18 protein-coding genes are annotated in these 17448 nt (G+C 29.6%); 17 read left to right on the top strand and 1 reads right to left on the bottom strand.

Going from position 1 to position 17448, the window contains the following annotated elements:
• Positions 1-90: 90 nt before the first annotated feature.
• The 6 genes from purF (at position 91) to FGL08_RS09130 (ending at position 7214) form a co-directional block, all read left to right on the top strand.
• The gene (gene purF, locus FGL08_RS09155) at positions 91-1518 is read left to right on the top strand and encodes an amidophosphoribosyltransferase (RefSeq protein WP_138210495.1); all 1428 of its coding nucleotides are present in this window, start codon (positions 91-93) and stop codon (positions 1516-1518) included.
• Between the two features lie 59 nt (positions 1519-1577).
• Positions 1578-2576: a phosphoribosylformylglycinamidine cyclo-ligase gene (gene purM / locus FGL08_RS09150; protein ID WP_171012086.1), complete on the top strand. Its 999-nt coding sequence runs from the start codon at positions 1578-1580 to the stop codon at positions 2574-2576.
• The gene (gene purN, locus FGL08_RS09145; protein ID WP_138210493.1) at positions 2564-3172 is read left to right on the top strand and encodes a phosphoribosylglycinamide formyltransferase; all 609 of its coding nucleotides are present in this window, start codon (positions 2564-2566) and stop codon (positions 3170-3172) included. The genes purM and purN overlap by 13 nt, the downstream gene beginning before the upstream one ends.
• Before the next feature lie 48 nt (positions 3173-3220).
• Entirely contained in the window at positions 3221-4726 is a 1506-nt protein-coding gene (gene purH / locus FGL08_RS09140; RefSeq protein WP_138210492.1) for a bifunctional phosphoribosylaminoimidazolecarboxamide formyltransferase/IMP cyclohydrolase, read from the top strand.
• A gap of 38 nt (positions 4727-4764) precedes the next feature.
• Entirely contained in the window at positions 4765-6012 is a 1248-nt protein-coding gene (gene purD / locus FGL08_RS09135; RefSeq protein ID WP_138210491.1) for a phosphoribosylamine--glycine ligase, read from the top strand.
• Between the two features lie 242 nt (positions 6013-6254).
• Positions 6255-7214, top strand: coding sequence for a YbgA family protein (locus tag FGL08_RS09130; RefSeq protein WP_138210490.1), 960 nt, complete (start codon positions 6255-6257; stop codon positions 7212-7214).
• Between the two features lie 120 nt (positions 7215-7334).
• Here FGL08_RS09130 and FGL08_RS09125 read toward each other — a convergent pair whose 3' ends face one another.
• On the bottom strand, positions 7335-8096 hold the full coding sequence (locus FGL08_RS09125) for a TSUP family transporter (RefSeq protein WP_138210489.1): 762 nt from the start codon (positions 8094-8096) through the stop codon (positions 7335-7337).
• A gap of 207 nt (positions 8097-8303) precedes the next feature.
• On the opposite strand from FGL08_RS09125, the gene FGL08_RS09120 reads away from it, so the two are divergent.
• The 11 genes from FGL08_RS09120 (at position 8304) to FGL08_RS09060 (ending at position 17421) form a co-directional block, all read left to right on the top strand.
• A complete protein-coding gene (locus FGL08_RS09120) occupies positions 8304-9563 on the top strand; it encodes an aminopeptidase P family protein (RefSeq protein ID WP_138210488.1) in 1260 nt (419 codons plus the stop codon).
• 488 nt (positions 9564-10051) lie between these two features.
• Positions 10052-11797: an ABC transporter ATP-binding protein gene (locus tag FGL08_RS09115; protein ID WP_415578620.1), complete on the top strand. Its 1746-nt coding sequence runs from the start codon at positions 10052-10054 to the stop codon at positions 11795-11797.
• Positions 11797-13584 carry an ABC transporter ATP-binding protein gene (locus FGL08_RS09110; RefSeq protein WP_138210486.1) on the top strand — a complete coding sequence of 596 codons (1788 nt, stop codon included), beginning with the start codon at positions 11797-11799 and terminating at the stop codon, positions 13582-13584. Before FGL08_RS09115 ends, FGL08_RS09110 begins: the two co-directional genes overlap by 1 nt.
• 92 nt (positions 13585-13676) lie before the next feature.
• On the top strand, positions 13677-13931 hold the full coding sequence (locus FGL08_RS09100) for an NUDIX domain-containing protein (RefSeq protein WP_197733549.1): 255 nt from the start codon (positions 13677-13679) through the stop codon (positions 13929-13931).
• Positions 13932-13976: 45 nt separating this feature from the next.
• Entirely contained in the window at positions 13977-14510 is a 534-nt protein-coding gene (locus FGL08_RS09095; RefSeq protein WP_138210485.1) for a GNAT family N-acetyltransferase, read from the top strand.
• 15 nt (positions 14511-14525) lie between these two features.
• Complete coding sequence (locus FGL08_RS09090; RefSeq protein ID WP_179951328.1) at positions 14526-14687, top strand: GNAT family N-acetyltransferase; 162 nt, start codon at positions 14526-14528, stop codon at positions 14685-14687.
• Positions 14688-14827: 140 nt separating this feature from the next.
• A complete protein-coding gene (locus FGL08_RS09085) occupies positions 14828-15223 on the top strand; it encodes a Type 1 glutamine amidotransferase-like domain-containing protein (RefSeq protein ID WP_138210484.1) in 396 nt (131 codons plus the stop codon).
• A 27-nt stretch (positions 15224-15250) separates the two neighbouring features.
• On the top strand, positions 15251-15580 hold the full coding sequence (locus tag FGL08_RS09080) for a hypothetical protein (protein ID WP_138210483.1): 330 nt from the start codon (positions 15251-15253) through the stop codon (positions 15578-15580).
• Between the two features lie 50 nt (positions 15581-15630).
• Positions 15631-15825: a GNAT family N-acetyltransferase gene (locus FGL08_RS09075; RefSeq protein WP_138210482.1), complete on the top strand. Its 195-nt coding sequence runs from the start codon at positions 15631-15633 to the stop codon at positions 15823-15825.
• Positions 15826-16107: 282 nt separating this feature from the next.
• Complete coding sequence (locus tag FGL08_RS09065) at positions 16108-16614, top strand: GNAT family N-acetyltransferase (protein WP_138210481.1); 507 nt, start codon at positions 16108-16110, stop codon at positions 16612-16614.
• Between the two features lie 150 nt (positions 16615-16764).
• Positions 16765-17421 carry a hypothetical protein gene (locus tag FGL08_RS09060; protein WP_138210480.1) on the top strand — a complete coding sequence of 219 codons (657 nt, stop codon included), beginning with the start codon at positions 16765-16767 and terminating at the stop codon, positions 17419-17421.
• The last annotated feature ends 27 nt before the right edge of the window (positions 17422-17448 follow it).

Here is a 17448-nt window from a genome sequence, read left to right as displayed (position 1 = left end):
TTGTTCTTCCTATGACATATTAGAATTAAGAAGATATTACATAGCTTTCTTTAAAAGAATTTCAAATTTATTTGTGGGGGAGAGAAGTTCATGTTAAGAGATATTAAAGATTCATGCAGCGTTTACAAAGACGAATTTGATGATAAATTTCATGATGAATGTGGTGTTTATGGGGTATTTTCAAAGGAGGGAAAACTTGATGTAGCGAGAATCACATATTACGGGCTTTATGCACTTCAACATAGGGGACAGGAGAGTGCTGGAATAGTAACTTCTAATGGAGAAGTAGAAATGAAATGTCATAAGGGCATGGGACTTGTTTCAGAGGTTTTTAATGAAAATATTTTAAATAATATGGTTGGAAATTCAGCTATAGGACATGTTAGGTATTCTACAGCAGGAGAAAGTTCTATTAAAAATGCCCAACCAATTTTAGGAAGCTTTAAACTTGGTGATATAGCTATAGCACACAACGGAAACTTAGTAAATGCGGAAGTCATAAGAGGATTACTAGAAGATGGTGGATGTGTTTTTCAAACATCTATAGATTCAGAAGTAATTTTAAATTTAATATCTAGAGGAGCTAAGAATGGCATAGAGAATGCAGTTGTAGATACTGTACAAGCTATAAAAGGCTCTTATGGTATTGTAATTTTAACTAAAGATGAACTTATAGGTGTACGTGACCCACAGGGTATTAGACCTCTTTGTATAGGGAAAATTGGAGAAAGTTATGTTATAGCTTCTGAAAGCTGTGCCTTAGATACTACAGGGGCAGAGTTTGTACGTGATGTAGAACCAGGAGAAATAGTTATTGTAAATGAAAAAGGTATAAGGTCAATTAATTTTGCAGAAAAGAGTAAAAGAGCAACTTGTTCTTTCGAATATATTTATTTTGCAAGACCTGATAGTGTTATAGATGGAATTAGTGTAAATCATGCAAGAGTAGAGACAGGAAAGAAGTTATTTGAGGAAGCTCCAGTAGAGGCAGATGTAGTAATAGGGGTTCCAGATTCAGGTGTTCCAGCTGCTATAGGATATTCAAGAGCTTCAGGTATTCCTTTTGATATGGCCCTTATCAAAAATAGATATGTTGGAAGAACTTTTATAAAGCCAACTCAAGAATTAAGAGAAAGATCTGTTACTGTAAAATTAAATGCTTTAAAAGAAGTTGTTAAAGGAAAAAGAGTTATTTTAATTGATGATTCCATAGTTAGAGGTACTACAAGCAAAATACTAATCCAAATTATAAGAAATGCAGGGGCGAAAGAAGTGCACTTTAGAGTATCTTCGCCAGTGGTAAATAGTTCTTGTTATTTTGGAATAGATACACCATACAGAAAGGATCTTATAGGTGCTAATAATGACTTAGAAGCAATTAGAGAGGAAATAGGGGCAGATACTCTGGCTTATTTAAGTATAGAAGGATTATTACATTGCCTGGGTAATGCTGAAAATTCAGGATTCTGCTTAGGTTGTTTCAACGGGATTTATCCAATAGCAGCTCCTATCAAATAATATTATATATGTAAAAAGTTTTATGAAATTTGTGAGCGTTATATAGAAAGGGGAAGGTAATTATGGATTATAAATCAGCAGGGGTTAATATAGAAGAAGGATATAAGGCTGTAAAGTTAATGAAGGAATATACAGAAAAAACATACACTGATGGAGTTTTAAATGGAATTGGAAGTTTTGCAGGAATGTTTTCACTTGGTAAAGGCTTTGAAGAACCTATTTTGGTTTCAGGCACAGATGGTGTAGGAACAAAAATTGATATAGCTTTTAGATTAAAAAAGTATGATACTATAGGGATTGATTGTGTAGCCATGTGTGTTAATGATATTTTATGTCATGGTGCAAAACCACTGTTTTTTCTTGATTATTTAGCTTGCGGAAAACTAGAATCAAAAGTTGCTGCGGAAATAGTTAAAGGAGTATCAGAGGGATGTTTACAAGGAAATTGTTCCTTAATTGGTGGAGAAACAGCTGAAATGCCTGGGTTTTATAGAGAAGGGGAGTATGACCTTGCGGGATTTGCAGTTGGAGTTGTAGATAAGAAAAACATAATAGATGGAAGTAAAATAGAAGATGGAGATGTTTTAATTGGTATAGCATCTTCAGGGATTCATAGTAATGGATATTCTTTAGTGAGAAAGGTATTTCCAGATTTAGAAGAGGATTTTAATGGGGAGATAATTGGAGAAACACTATTAACACCAACTAAGATTTATGTAAAACCTATATTAGAGGTTATGAAAGAATATGAGATTAGAGGTATGGCTCATATTACTGGTGGTGGGTTTTATGAAAATATCCCAAGAATGTTTAAGGAGAAATTTACTGCAGTTATAGAAAAAAATAGTTTCCCTATCCTTCCTATATTTAAGAGAATAATGGATAAGGGTGTAGAAGAAGATCATATGTATAACACCTTTAATATGGGCATAGGTTTTGTACTATGTGTAAAAAAAGAGAATGCAGAAGCGATAATAGAATTACTGAACTCCCTAGGAGAAAAAGCATATAAAATAGGTTATGTAAAAACTGGGGGTGTAGGTGTTTGTTTAAAATAGCTGTTTTAATATCTGGAGGAGGAAGTAACCTTCAAGCTATTATAGATAGTATAGAAAAAGGAGAACTAAACTGTTCCATAGAGTATGTTATAGCGGATAATGAAAATGCATACGGGCTTAAAAGAGCTGAAAAATATAATATAAAAACGTTAATTTTAGACAAAAAAGAACTTAAAGAAAACTTATCGGATAAGATTTTGAACACATTAAAAGGGAAAGTAGATTTAATTGTGCTTGCAGGCTTTTTATCTATACTAAAAGGGGATTTGATTAAAGTTTTTGAAAATAAAATAATAAACATCCATCCATCTTTAATTCCAAGTTTTTGTGGTGATGGGATGTATGGTATAAACGTTCATAAAAAGGCATTAGAGTATGGAGTTAAGATATCTGGATGTACAGTTCATTTTGTTGATAAAGGAACAGACACTGGAAGTATAATAATACAAAAATCAGTTCCAATTTATGGTGGAGATACACCTGAAGAACTTCAAAAAAGAGTATTAGTTGAAGAGCATAAAGCACTTCCTCTAGCAATTAAGTATATTATTGAAAATAAAATAAGCATAACAGATAAGATAGTAAACATACTATAAAACACTTATTTTAAACTAAATTTTAATTTAAAAGAGAAGGTGGAAAAAATGAAGAGAGCTTTAATTAGTGTTTTTTATAAGGAAGGGATTCTAGAATTTGCAAAGTTTTTAGAGGAAAGAGGAGTAGAGATTATATCTACTGGGGGAACTTATAAACATTTAAAGGAAAATGGAGTAAACGTTATAGATGTTTCAGAAGTAACGGGCTTTGATGAAATATTAGACGGACGTGTCAAGACCCTTCATCCAAAGGTTCATGGAGGAATATTAGCCATAAGGGAAAATGAAAAACATATGAAAGTTTTAAAGGAAAAAGAAATAACACCAATAGATATGGTTGTTGTAAATCTTTATCCTTTCTTTGAAAAAGTAAAAGAAGATTTAAACTTTGAAGATAAGATAGAGTTTATAGATATTGGTGGCCCTACTATGCTAAGATCTGCGGCTAAAAATTTTAAGGATGTAGTTGTAATTTCAGATACTAAGGACTATAAAAAAGTTATGGAAGAGATAGCTGATGGAAATAATGTATCACTTAAAACAAGAAGATATTTAGCAGGAAAAGTATTTAATCTAACATCAGCTTACGATGCTGCTATTAGTAATTTTATTTTAGAAGAAGAGTATCCAAACTACTTATCTTTATCTTATGAAAAAGCTATGGACTTAAGGTATGGTGAAAATCCTCATCAAAGTGCTGCTCTTTATAAAGATACTAACGGAGAAGGATTAATAAATAATTATACTCAGCTAAATGGTAAAGAACTATCTTATAACAATATAAAAGATATGGATATAGCATTTAAAGTAGTATGTGAGTTTGAAGAGGCTGCCTGTTGTGCATTAAAACATAATACGCCTTGTGGAGTAGCAGTTGAGAGCCATGGTGATGGTATAAAAGATGTGTACTCAAAAGCATTTCAATGTGATCCTATATCAATTTTTGGAGGAGTAGTAGCCTTAAATAGGACTGTAGATAAGAGTACAGCAGAGGAAATGGTTAAAATATTTTTAGAAATTGTTATAGCTCCAGATTTTACGGAAGAAGCTTTGGAGGTTTTAAGATCTAAGAAAAATCTAAGAGTAATTAAATGTGAACTTAAAAGAGAAAATAAAAAAGAACTAGTAAAAGTAGATGGTGGTATACTAGTACAAAGCACGGATAATAAATTAATAGATGAAATAAAAGTAGTTACAGAAAAAAAACCTACAGAAAAAGATATGAAAGATTTAATATTTGGCATGAAGGTTGTAAAATATGTAAAATCTAATGCTATAGTTGTAGTTAAAGATGGAATGGCTAAAGGTATTGGTGGTGGTCAAGTAAATAGGATTTGGGCTACAGTGGAAGCTCTAGATAGAGCTAAAGATGGAGTAGTCCTTGCATCAGATGCTTTCTTCCCATTTAGAGATTGTGTAGACGAAGCACATAAATACAACATAAAGGCTATAATTCAACCAGGTGGTTCCCGTGGTGATGAGGAATCTATAAAAGCATGTGATGAACATGGAATTGCTATGGTATTTACGGGTATAAGACATTTTAAACATTAATATCTAAAAAGTTATACTAAAGTATTGGGGGAATTTAAATGAAGGTTTTGCTTATAGGTTCAGGTGGAAGAGAACATGCAATTTTGTGGAAATTATCACAAAATAACAGGATAGAAAAGATATTTGTATGTCCAGGCAATAGTGGTATGGCTTTAGAAGAAAAATGTCAGTGTATAAACCTAAATACTAATGAAGAAATATTAAATTTTGCTAAAATGGAAGATATAAATCTTACAGTAGTGGGACCAGAAAAACCACTATGTGAAGGAATTGTAGATTTATTTAAAGAAAATAATCTTAAGATTTTTGGTCCATCTAAAAGGGGTGCAATGCTAGAAGGCAGTAAAGTTTATGCAAAAGATTTTATGAAGAAATATGGCATTAAAACTGCTGAGTATGCTACATTTAAAGAAAAAAATAAAGCTTTAGAATACATAAAAAAAGCTTCATATCCATTAGTTATAAAGGCAGATGGACTAGCAGCAGGGAAAGGCGTTGTAATTTGCGGAAGTGAAGTAGAAGCAATAGAAACCTTAGAAGATTTTATGACAAAAGATATATTTAAGGATGCTGGAAATGAAATTGTAGTAGAAGAATTTTTAGAAGGAATAGAAGCATCTATACTATCTATAACAGATGGAGAAACTATAATTCCATTTATTTCTTCAAAGGATCATAAGCAATTACTAGATGGAGATGAGGGTCCTAATACTGGAGGAATGGGGGTTATAGCACCCAATCCATATTGTACGAAAGAAGTCCTAGAAGATTTTAAAGAAAATATAATGGAACCTACTCTAAGAGGTATAAAGGAAGAGAGATTAGATTTTATAGGTATTATTTTCTTTGGCATAATGATTACTGAAAAAGGGACTTATCTTTTAGAATATAATGTAAGAATGGGAGATCCAGAAACTGAATGTATTCTTCCTCTTATGGAAAGTGACCTTTTAGAACTAATTGAATATGCCTTAGAAAAACAACTTAAAGATAAAAATATTTTATGGAAAAATGCTAGTACTTGTACCATAATAGCTGCATCAGAAGGATATCCTAAAGCTTACGCTAAAGGATTTAAAATAGAAACAGATAAAGATATGCAGGGAAAAATATTTTATGCTGGAGTTAAAAGTTCAGAAGATGGGATTTTAACCAATGGGGGAAGAGTTTTGGCTTTGGTGGAAATTGGAGATACATTAGAAGAGGCTACACAAAAAGCGTATAGGGAGATTAGTAAAATAAATTTTAATGGAATTTATTTTAGAAAAGACATAGGAAAAATATAAAAAAATATTAATGATGGGGTTTTCTAATAATTATATTTTATAGGTGAAGAGTGTTAACTTGTAGTATTGTTACAGGTTAATACTTTTTTTATTATAACATCAGTATACATGAATTTTTTATGGAAAAGTAATTGATATATAATTAAGCGTTGATTAAAATTAAGTGGGGTAATTATTTTAATAAAAGGAAGGTGAGGATTCTGGATATGTAGTAAGAAAGACTATAAGTTTCCAGAGGCATAATGAATAGAAATTTTAATAAACCAAGAATTGTTGCAAGTAAATGTTTAGGATTTAGCCCTTGTAAATATAACGGTACTATGGATAGCTCAGAATTCATTGAAGAACTAAAAAAATATGTAGAATTTATCACAGTGTGTCCAGAAGTTGGGATAGGTATGACTACTCCAAGAAACATTATAAGATTAATTGAGGATAGAGAGAAGAATATTGTTAATTTAGTCCAACCATCTACGGGAGAGAATTTTACAAAATTTATGGTGGAATTTTCAGAGGACTTTTTAAAAAGCTTAGGGGATGTCGATGGATTTATATTAAAAGAAAGATCTCCTTCTTGCGGAATAAAAGAGGTTAAAATATATAATGGCAGAGAAAATGCTATATGTGTAAAAAAAGGAAAAGGTGTATTCGGGACAATTGTGACAGAGAAATTAGGTCACCTACCTATAGAGGATGATGGTAGATTAAAAGACCATAATATAAGACAACATTTTTTAACTAGGGTTTTCCTTATGAGAGATTTTAGAGAGGTTGAAATTAAAGGTTCTATCGAAGAACTTTTTAAATTTCATGAAAAAAATAAATTACTTTTTATGGCTTATAGTCAAAAGGGATTCGGTTCATTACGGAAAATATTAAAGAATCAAAAAAAATATGAATTAGAGGAAATCTTTAATTTATACAAAAAAGAATTATGTAATGCCCTGCAGAGAGCACCTAGATATACTTCTAATATTAATGCTTTAATGAAAGCCATGGAATGTTTTAAAGATAGAATGGAGAATGAAGAATATACCTCTATATTAGAAGTTATAGATAAGTATAGGTATAATAAAGTTCCTTTTAGTAATCTTTTATATTTAGTAAGAAAAAGTGTTATAAGATTTGAAGAAGAGAAGCTATTAGAACAAAGTTTTTTTCAGCCTTACCCTAGGGAATTAGAGTATCTAACAAAATTATAGAATAGGGAAATTAAATATATATAATTTTAATGTGATATAATCTTATACTACTAGAAAAGCCCTCTTTATTTTAAGATTTTAATAAAGGTGGGCTTTTTAGTATATTTACAAAGACTAATTTTAAAAAAGTTTATTAATATAAGGAAATAATATTTTAATTCCAACAGCAAGAGACATTACTATAAATATAGGTTTTATAAATCTAGCTCCATTATCTATAGCAAGTTTAGTTCCAATTTTTGCACCTAATATCATAAATATTGCTATAGGAATGGCATAGCTATAAATGATTTGTCCTTTTATAGCAAACATTAAAAGAGCAGAAACATTACTTATAAAGTTTAGAAATTTTGCATTTCCAGTTGCCTTCGTAAAATCATGTCCAAAAATTTTTATAAAACCAAATATTAAAAAAGAGCCTGTACCAGGTCCAAAGAACCCATCATAAAAACCAAGAGAAAAAGCAAATATAATACCATATAAGATGTGTTTTTTACTTAAGGTAATTTCCTTATCTTCCATACCTAAAGTTTTAGAAAATATAGTATACACTCCTATAAATAGAATCATTATAAATACAATTCCTTGAAGGAAGTCTGAAGGTATGAATCCAACTACCACAACGCCAAGAACAGAACCTAAAAAAGTGAAAGGAATTAAATATTTTATAAGATTAAAATTTACCTTTTTACTTTTTGCGAATTTTATAGAGCTGGTTAAAGAGCCTGAAGTTGCACAAAATTTATTAGTTCCTAAGGTTAAGTGAGGAGGTATGCCTGCCATTAAAAAGGCTGGAACACTAATTAATCCCCCTCCGCCTGCAATGGCATCTACAAACGCTGCTAAGAATCCTGCTACACATAAAAATATTAATTTAAACATAAGTTGCACCACCTAAAAATTTACTAGATTATCTTATGAAGCAAATAGTACATATATAATTTTGGTATTAATATACTAATTATAATAGAAAAGATATTAAATAAAAAGTTATTTTATATAATTTAGATATATGTATTGAAATTTACCATATAAAGTGATAGTTTAGTAGTAAGAGAATGGTAAAATTTTTAAAATGGGGGGAAAATAATGAATAAAGAATTTTTCATTAAAAACAGAAAAAGGTTATCAGAACAATTAGAAGATAACTCTGTTGTTGTACTTTTTGCAGGAGATGCGCCTTATAAATCAGCAGATTATAAATACTCATGGGTACAAAATAGAAACTTCTATTATATTACAGGTTTTCCAAGGGAAAAAGCTATATTCATGTTAATTAAAATGGGTGGACAAGTTACTGAAAGTCTATACATTGAAAGACAAGACCCTGTAATGGCAAGATGGGTAGGGGAAAGAATATCTGCAGAAGAAGCTCAAGAAATTACAGGTATAGATAATATTAAATATCTAGATCAATTCCAAGATGCTTTTGGACGTGTTGGGGTAAGGCTAGGTCTTGAAGATATATATTTAGATCTTGAAAGACAAGAATATGGTATAAGAAAAACAGAAGCTCAAGAATTCTCAGAAGAAATAATCAGAAAATATCCACATTTCAACATTAAAAATGTATACAATAAAATAGCAGATTTAAGATTAGTAAAGACAGAAGAAGAAATTGAATTAATTAAAAAGGCAATTGAAATAACTAAAGAAGGTATCTATAATATGTGGTCTAATGCAAAACCAGGTATGATGGAGTACGAACTTGAAGCTTATTTTGATTACTCTTTAAAGAAAAATGGTGTTACATTTACAGCATTTAATACAATTATAGGTTCAGGACATAATGGAACAGTTCTTCACTATGAAGATAATAATTGCAAAGTAGAAGATAATACTTTAGTACTTTTAGATTTAGGTGCTCAGCATAAATTATATAATGGTGATATATCTCGTACATTCCCAGCTAACGGAAAATTTACTGAAAGACAAAAAGCTGTATATAATGCAGTATTAAGAGCTCAAAAGGCTATAGAAGCTGCTGTTAAACCAGGTGTTTTATGGAGAGATATTAATGAACTATCTAAAAAAGAACTTGCAAAGGGATGTATGGAACTTGGCCTAATTAAAGAAGAAAGTGAATTAATCAATTACTACTTCCATACTTTTGGACATCATTTAGGATTAGATACTCATGATGTTGGAGATTATAATATTCCACTAAAACCAGGAATGGTTTTAACTAATGAGCCAGGTCTTTATATTGCAGAAGAAAGCATTGGAATTAGAATAGAAGACGATCTACTTGTAACTGAAGATGGTTGCATTAACTTATCAAAAGATATAATAAAAGAAGTAGATGAAATAGAAGAATTCATGGCAAAAGCTAAAGAAAACCATAAATAAGTATATTTATTTAAAAGTAAGCAAAGGAATATAATTTATTTTTATAATATAAAGCACTATAATTTTTTGAAATTATAGTGCTTTAATTATTTATAAATATGCAGAAAATTTTAAAAAAGGGTGTTGACTTTATAAATATAATGCAATATACTATTTAGTATAGAATAAAATTTGTTTGTTATTCTAAATAATAGAAAAGGAGGTAGGCAATATGTGTAACTTAATGTTTTCCAAAGGAAATTCAGGAGTTTTAAAAAATTACAACAAAATAAATTTAAATGGTAACCCTATCTCTGTATATGAGGATTTGAGAAAATAAAAGTGAAGCTTTTATACATAGAGTTCTACTAATATTTTATTAGAGGACATCTTTAAGGTCATGGGGTATCATCCATGACCTTTTTATGATTATATGGGCCCGTATAGGCGTTTTAAGGTCATGGTTTTCCATGGCCTTTTAATTTTGCCATTTACAGTAAAAAGGAGTGATGATATTGAAACATATTTTAAAGTATATAGGTAGGTACAAGGTTTTAGTAATAGTACCAACCATAGCCATGATATTTAGCATAATATTAGATTTAATGATACCTTATCTTTCAAAAGAACTTATAGATAAGGTGATTATTGGAGGAAATAAGACTTTAATAGTGCCAATACTTTCAGCAATTTTAGTAATTACTATTTTAAGATCAATTATTGGATATATAAAAGAATATCTATTCGATGTTTTCGGCACATATGTTCATAGAGATATTAAGGTAGACTTATTTGAGCATATTCAAAAACTGCCTTTTAAATATTTTGATAATATGAATACAGGCGAACTTATGTCAAGAATAGGAGAAGATGTGGAGAATATTTGGAGAACCTTATCTTTTGGTTTAAGGCTTTTTATAGAAAATATAATCTATGTTATATTTGCATCTATTGCATTACTTTATCTCAACTATAAACTTGCCATAGCTTGTATTTTAGTTATGATACCTATAGGATTTATAGCTATAAATCTTGAAAAGAAAGAATCTAAAGTTTATGACGATATAAGTGATCATAATGCAGAAATGAACACAGTAGCTCAGGAAAATATAGCAGGTGTCAGGTTAGTTAAAGCCTTTGCAAGAGAAAAACATGAGATTTTAAAATTTTTAAATATGAATAAAGCATATTATAAACTTAATATGAAACAAGCTAAAGTACTTTCAGATCACTTTCCCTTTATGGAGTTTTTAACGAACTTGTCTATAGTTATTATGATAACTTTTGGAGGGTATTTAGTTATAAAGGGTGAGTCCATAGGAACACTAGTTGCTTTTAATGGATATATATTTAATTTAATTTGGCCTATGAGAATGCTAGGTTGGCTTACTAATATGTTAGCCCAAAACAAAGCATCAACAAAGAAGATATTTAAAATTCTAGATATAGACCCAGAGATTAAAAATTCAGATAATCCTATAAAACCATCTATGATAAAGGGTGATATAGAATTTAAAAATGTAAGTTTTAAATACAATAGTGAGGAAGTTTTAAAAAATATAAATTTCAAAGTAAGAAAAGGCATGACCGTAGCAGTTATGGGAACTACAGGTTCTGGAAAAAGTTCCTTAATAAACTTAATAGGAAGATATTATGATGTATCAGAAGGTGGGGTTTATATAGATGGTACTAATATTAAAGATTTAGACCTTTATACTCTAAGAAACTCCATGGCAGTTATCCCTCAAGAGGTATTCCTATTTTCTGATACTGTAGAAGAAAATTTAAAATTAGGTAAAAGTGAAGGAACATTGGAAGAAATTAAAGAGGCTTGTAGCCTAGCTTGTGCAGATAAATTTATAGAAAACCTCCCAGAAGGTTATAACACCGTAATAGGGGAAAGAGGTATTGGTCTATCTGGAGGACAAAAACAAAGACTTTCTATAGCTAGAGCTCTAATTAAGGAAGCACCTATATTAATATTAGATGACTCAACTTCAGCTTTGGATATGGAGACAGAATTTAAACTTCTTAAAAACTTAAATGAAAGAAAAAAACAAAGCACAACTTTCATAATAGCTCATAGGATTTCAGCGGTTAAAAATGCAGATTTAATTATCTTTATGGATAATGGAGAGATTGCAGAATATGGAACCCATAGAGAGCTGTTAGAAAAGAATGGTAAATATTACGAAATCTATAGTGAACAATTTAAAGACTTTATAAAAGAAAGTGAAGAAAAAGAGGTGATATAATGGCTATTAATGCAACAAGAGAGGACGAGAAAATAAGTTATCATTCTAAGTCCTATATAATAAAACGATTACTAAAATATTTAAAACCCTTTAAAAAAGAGGTTGCAGTAGTAATTACATTAATGGTGTTTGTTATGATTTGCTCATTATTAAATCCGTACTTATTAAAAATTGCAATAGACACTCATATTAAAAATAAAGATATAAACGGACTTGCTATAATAGCGATAATACTTACAGTATTAAACTTATTAGCAATGATTGCTTCAAAGAAAAGAATAAAAGATATGGCTAAGATTACAAATAAGATTTTAATAAATATAAGACATGAATTATATACTCATATTCAAAAACTTTCATTTTCATTTTTCGATAATAGGCCAGTTGGTAAAATACTAGCTCGTGTTATGGGAGATGTTAATGCTCTACAAGATTTATTTAATACTAGTGTTACAAACCTAGTTCCAGAACTTTTAAGTCTTATATCTGTAACTTTAATGATGTTTTGGATGAATTATAAGTTAGCCCTTTGGTCAATTACTATACTTCCAATACTTTTTATAGCACTTTTTTCTATAGAAGCAATATCTACAAAACGTTGGGGGAAATTTAGGCAAAAACGTTCCAACTTAAATGCTTTTACCCATGAAGATTTTTCAGGAATAAAGTTAGTTCAAAGCTATGCATCAGAAGAAAAAAGAGCAAATACTTTTAAAGAAATGACAGAAGATATGCTGAAAGCCTTTATAAGATCAGTAAGATTAAATGATTTTTTTTGGCCCTTGGTAGAACTTTCTTGGGGTGCTGGCTCAATACTTGTATATATTGCAGGAATTAGATTAATAAATAGTGGAGATATTTCAATTGGTACTTTAATATCCTTTACAATTTATATAACTATGTTTTGGAGACCTATAATGAATATTAGTGATTTCTACAATACACTAATTACTAATCTTGCAGCGGGAGAAAGAATATTTGAAATTTTAGATTTAAATCCACTCTTAAGTTCAGAGGATGGAGCACCATCAATGCCTAAAATTAAGGGTAATATAGAATTTAAAAATGTAGACTTTTCTTATGATAAGGAAACTAAGGTATTAGATAATTTAAGCTTTAAAGTAAATGAAGGAGAAAGTATAGCCTTAGTTGGTGCCACAGGAGCAGGAAAAACTACTATTATAAATTTAATTAGCCGTTTTTATGATGTGAATTTAGGTGAGGTTTTAATAGATGGAATAAATATAAAGGATGTAGATTTAGAGTCCTTAAGAAGTCAAATGGGTATTATGCTCCAAGATACCTTCTTATTTTCAGACACTATAAAAGAAAATATTAAGTATGGAAAGCTAGATGCTACAGATGAAGAAATCATGAATGCTGCAAAAGCAGTTAATGCTCATGGATTTATACAAGGCTTGGAGAAAGGCTATGATACAGAAGTAAAAGAGAGAGGTTCAAGACTATCTGTAGGACAGAGACAACTTATATCCTTTGCAAGAGCCTTACTTGCAGACCCTAGAATTTTAATATTAGACGAGGCAACCTCTAATATAGACACATACACAGAAATGCTTGTGCAAGAAGGTATTAAGAAACTTCTAAAAGGAAGGACATCCTTCGTAATAGCTCACAGACTATCAACCATAAGAGATTGTGACAAAATCATGGTTATAGAAGATGGAGGAATTAAAGAATGTGGAACTCACGAAGAGCTAATTAAAAAGAAAGGAACTTACTATAAATTATATATGACACAATATAAATTCTTAAAAGAGGGAGCTTAATCCCTCTTTTCAATTATAAACTTATGAAAATCATAATTTGATAGTTAAATATGGTCATATAATTATTTTTCAAATGTGAGGAGGAAATCAATTTGGGAGAAGCAAAGTTTTATTATAAAGATAATAATGCACCAAAACCCAATAAGTCCATTCACATAGGGACTTGTTCAATTATTAGATATAATGGAAAGGTGTTATTTGAAAAAAGAACAGACAGTGATCGTTGGGCTTTAATAGGTGGTGGACTTAAAATAAATGAAAGCCTTGAACAATATATAATAAGAGAGGTAAGGGAAGAAACTGGGTTAATAATTTCGGAAGAATCATTACGTTTTCTTAATATGTAATATTCTTATATTACGTATCAATTGTATTTTAGGGAGGGAGATTTTATGTACAAAGGTGAAAAGGTTAGATTACGTGAATATAAAAAAGAAGATATTAAATTAGCTCAAGGGTTTGTAAATGATGCGGAAGTGAAGAAAATGATAAATCCAGGCATTCCTTATTTATATACTTATGAAGATGAAGAAAAATGGTTTGAAAAAGTATCTGCATTGAATCAGACTTATGTTTTTGCTGTTGAAACATTGGAGGAAAATAAGTATATAGGTGGATGTGGTATAAATGAGCTTGATTGGAAAAACAGTATAGTAACTATTGGAATATTTATAGGTGATAAGGAATACTGGAATAAAGGATATGGAACAGATACTTTAAACATTTTAATTAAATTTATTTTTGAACAGATGAATATACACAAAATTAAATTAAATGTTTTTGAGTATAATAAACGAGCAATAAAATGTTATGAGAAATGTGGTTTTAAGACAGAAGGCATATTAAGAAAGGAGATATTTAGAGACGGGAAGTACTATGATGATATAATTATGGGACTTTTGAGAGATGAGTATTATAAGAAATAAATAGAGTTGACAACTATGAATGATAATAAAAGAGCTCAGAGTTTTTACAAAAAACTAGGGTTTAAAGAAATAGGGGTAATTAGAGATGGGTATTTTGATGGTAGAGTTGGAGAATTTGTAGATATTATATATATGGATTTATTGAAAGGTGATTTTGAAAAAAATATTTTTAAATAAGAGTATGTTTTAAACAAGGGTTGATAATTGCTTGATTTGTGAAAAGTAGCTTATAAAAGATAATGAAGATACATGGTGAAATAACTTTTAATAGTGTAAATGTTATAGATGGAAGAATGTCAAAATAAACTCCGCAAGATATGGTTAGAAATGCAGATGTTTTATGGCTGGCAGGCGGCGATACACCTACACAGTTCGCTTATTTGGAATCTTACGGCCTCATACCATGTATCAGAGAACAAAAAGGTGTGATTATCGGAATGAGTGCAGGTTCCATAAATATGACAAAAACTGCTGTGTGTACATTAACCTGCGAACACGATGAACTAAAAATATATGAAGCACTGGGATTAGTTGAATTTTCAGTTGAACCCCATTTTGATAAATATAATATAACCAAGGAGTTACTTATGATTTCCCGAAAATATCCATTGCATGGGATATGTGATGACGGTGCTATCATATGTACGAATGATAGCACTTCATATATAGGCGATGTATTCCTCATAGATCGTGGACATGTAACCCGAGTTTGATAAATAGTAAAGGAGGGAGGAATTGATATGGACAAATTTCAAAGTGGACTTCTAACAATTAGTTCAGTGAACTTATTAATTTTTATTATTTATACACTAGTAAATGAAAATAAGTCATCTAAGTGGTTTAAGTGGTACAATCAAATGGATAGTGAAGAACAGAAAAAATATAATCCTATAATTGCTGTCCATAAACTGAAGAGAGTACTTTTTTTAATAGTATTGGTTGGAATTTCTGGATTCTTGATATCATTCTATATTTCATCAATTTCTATAGTTACATTTGCTTTAATTCTTATCATACTTCTTGTTTCTATACGATATTTGGGACCAAGAGGGTGTAAGATTGAGAAGTGAATTAAATTTGTAAATTCTAATTTAATATTGAGTAATATAAATGGTGATTTATGGAGGTAATAACTGAGTATAAAAATCGAGGTATAGGAAAAACATTAGTAAAAAAAGCAATTGAGGAAACAAGTGATTTTTATATGATTGACCTTAGTTGTGACGACAATTTAACAAGTTTTTATGACAAATTCAACATGTTTAAAACTAATGCAATGATAGTTAGAAATTATGATAAACAAACTGGTGAATAAACTTTAGTTAAATAGCTAAATTAGAATTTGGAGAGTTGTTTACAGGAAGATTTTATTTAATGGAGGTAACAAAATGATAATACAAACTGAGTGAATGGAGCTTATTCCGTTAACTCCTAAGCAGTTAAAACTATGGATTGAAGACATTAATGCACTTGAAATTGATACTAATGATAGACATTTAAGCTGTAAAGATGATTAAACCTTAGTGGAAGCTTGAAAAAAATTGAAAATCAGTGTAAATAACTTTATACTAACTTAAATTGAGAGGAGATACAAAAGATGAATATTATTATTAAGGAATTATCAGAAGAATTATTTTTAACCACTGTAAAAATGATTACAGAATTAATGAACTATCATAGAAAATTAAACAATTCTCCTAAAAAGTATTGGTCAACTGATGAGGAATCTGAAGAAACATTAGAACAATGGATTAAAGATGGAACGGTATACAATGTATTTTTAGAACATAAGGCAGTTGGATTTTTCTTTGTGAAATTTGGAGGACAAGATGTAGCTTGGTTAGAAGACTTATTTATATTAGAGGATTATAGAGGTAAGGGAATAGGAAAAGGTGCTATGAGAAAGCTAGACGAGCTAATGGTTGAAAAGAAAGTAGTTTCAATGTTTGTTGATGTTATACCAAGAAATACAAGTGCCATAAAATTATATAGAGAGTGTGGATTTGACCATTTAAACTTAATACAGCTAAGAAAAAATTATGATAAAAATTTAGACAAAAATGAAGACGTAGAAATATTAGGATTTAAGTTAAAAAAATATTAAATACATAGAAAAATAAAATCTTCATTAAATAAATGTTTTTTAATATTAAGTTTAAAATCATAAAGTTTTTTCTGAAGAAATTTACTAGTATGTTAGAATTTTATTTGTAATATATTATAGAATATTATTTATATTTTTGGGGGATGGAGAATGGTTAAATACAAGACTATAAAATGGAATGATCATATTGCCTTAGGATTATATGCTTTTGCAGGATTTGGCATGGAAATTTTCCTTATTTTTTTGGAAAGTATACTAGTTGGAAAGTCAGTTAGTGAATTTGGGGTACTAGGGAATATTGTACATTGGTTGTTAACGTGTAGTATGTGGGGAACAGTGGCGTTTTTATTAATTAAACTTTCAAAAAAGAATAATTCTTTTGATGTGTTTATATATAAGGATAAACCAAGTGAAAAACAATTAAATTTTTCTTTAATTTTATTAATGATAACAACTCTAATTAGTTTTGTAGCATGGAAAGGATTTAAACCATTTATTGAATTTAATAGGAATGGTACTATTAAATTTATCTTTCAATATATTTATTATATTTTTGAAGCTTTATTGATTGTACTAACAATTACCTTTGGTCAAAGAGCAGGAGAAATGCTTTTTAAGAATAAGATGATTCCTTGGGGGGGATTTTTTCTTAGTATTACTTGGGGATTAATGCATATATTGATGCAAGACCTTACTACAGGTATATTTGCAGTTATAGTTTCAATTCTATATGGCATTGAATATATTTTGCTTAATAAAAATATTCGTTATGCATATCCATTGATATTTCTAATGTTTATATTATAAATTAAGTAAATTTTAGGTATAATTCAA

Source organism: Hathewaya histolytica (assembly GCF_901482605.1).
Classification (GTDB): Bacteria; Bacillota; Clostridia; order Clostridiales; family Clostridiaceae; genus Hathewaya; species Hathewaya histolytica.
The sequence above is the reverse complement of the archived record's forward strand: the minus strand, read 5'-3'. Positions and strand labels throughout refer to the sequence as shown.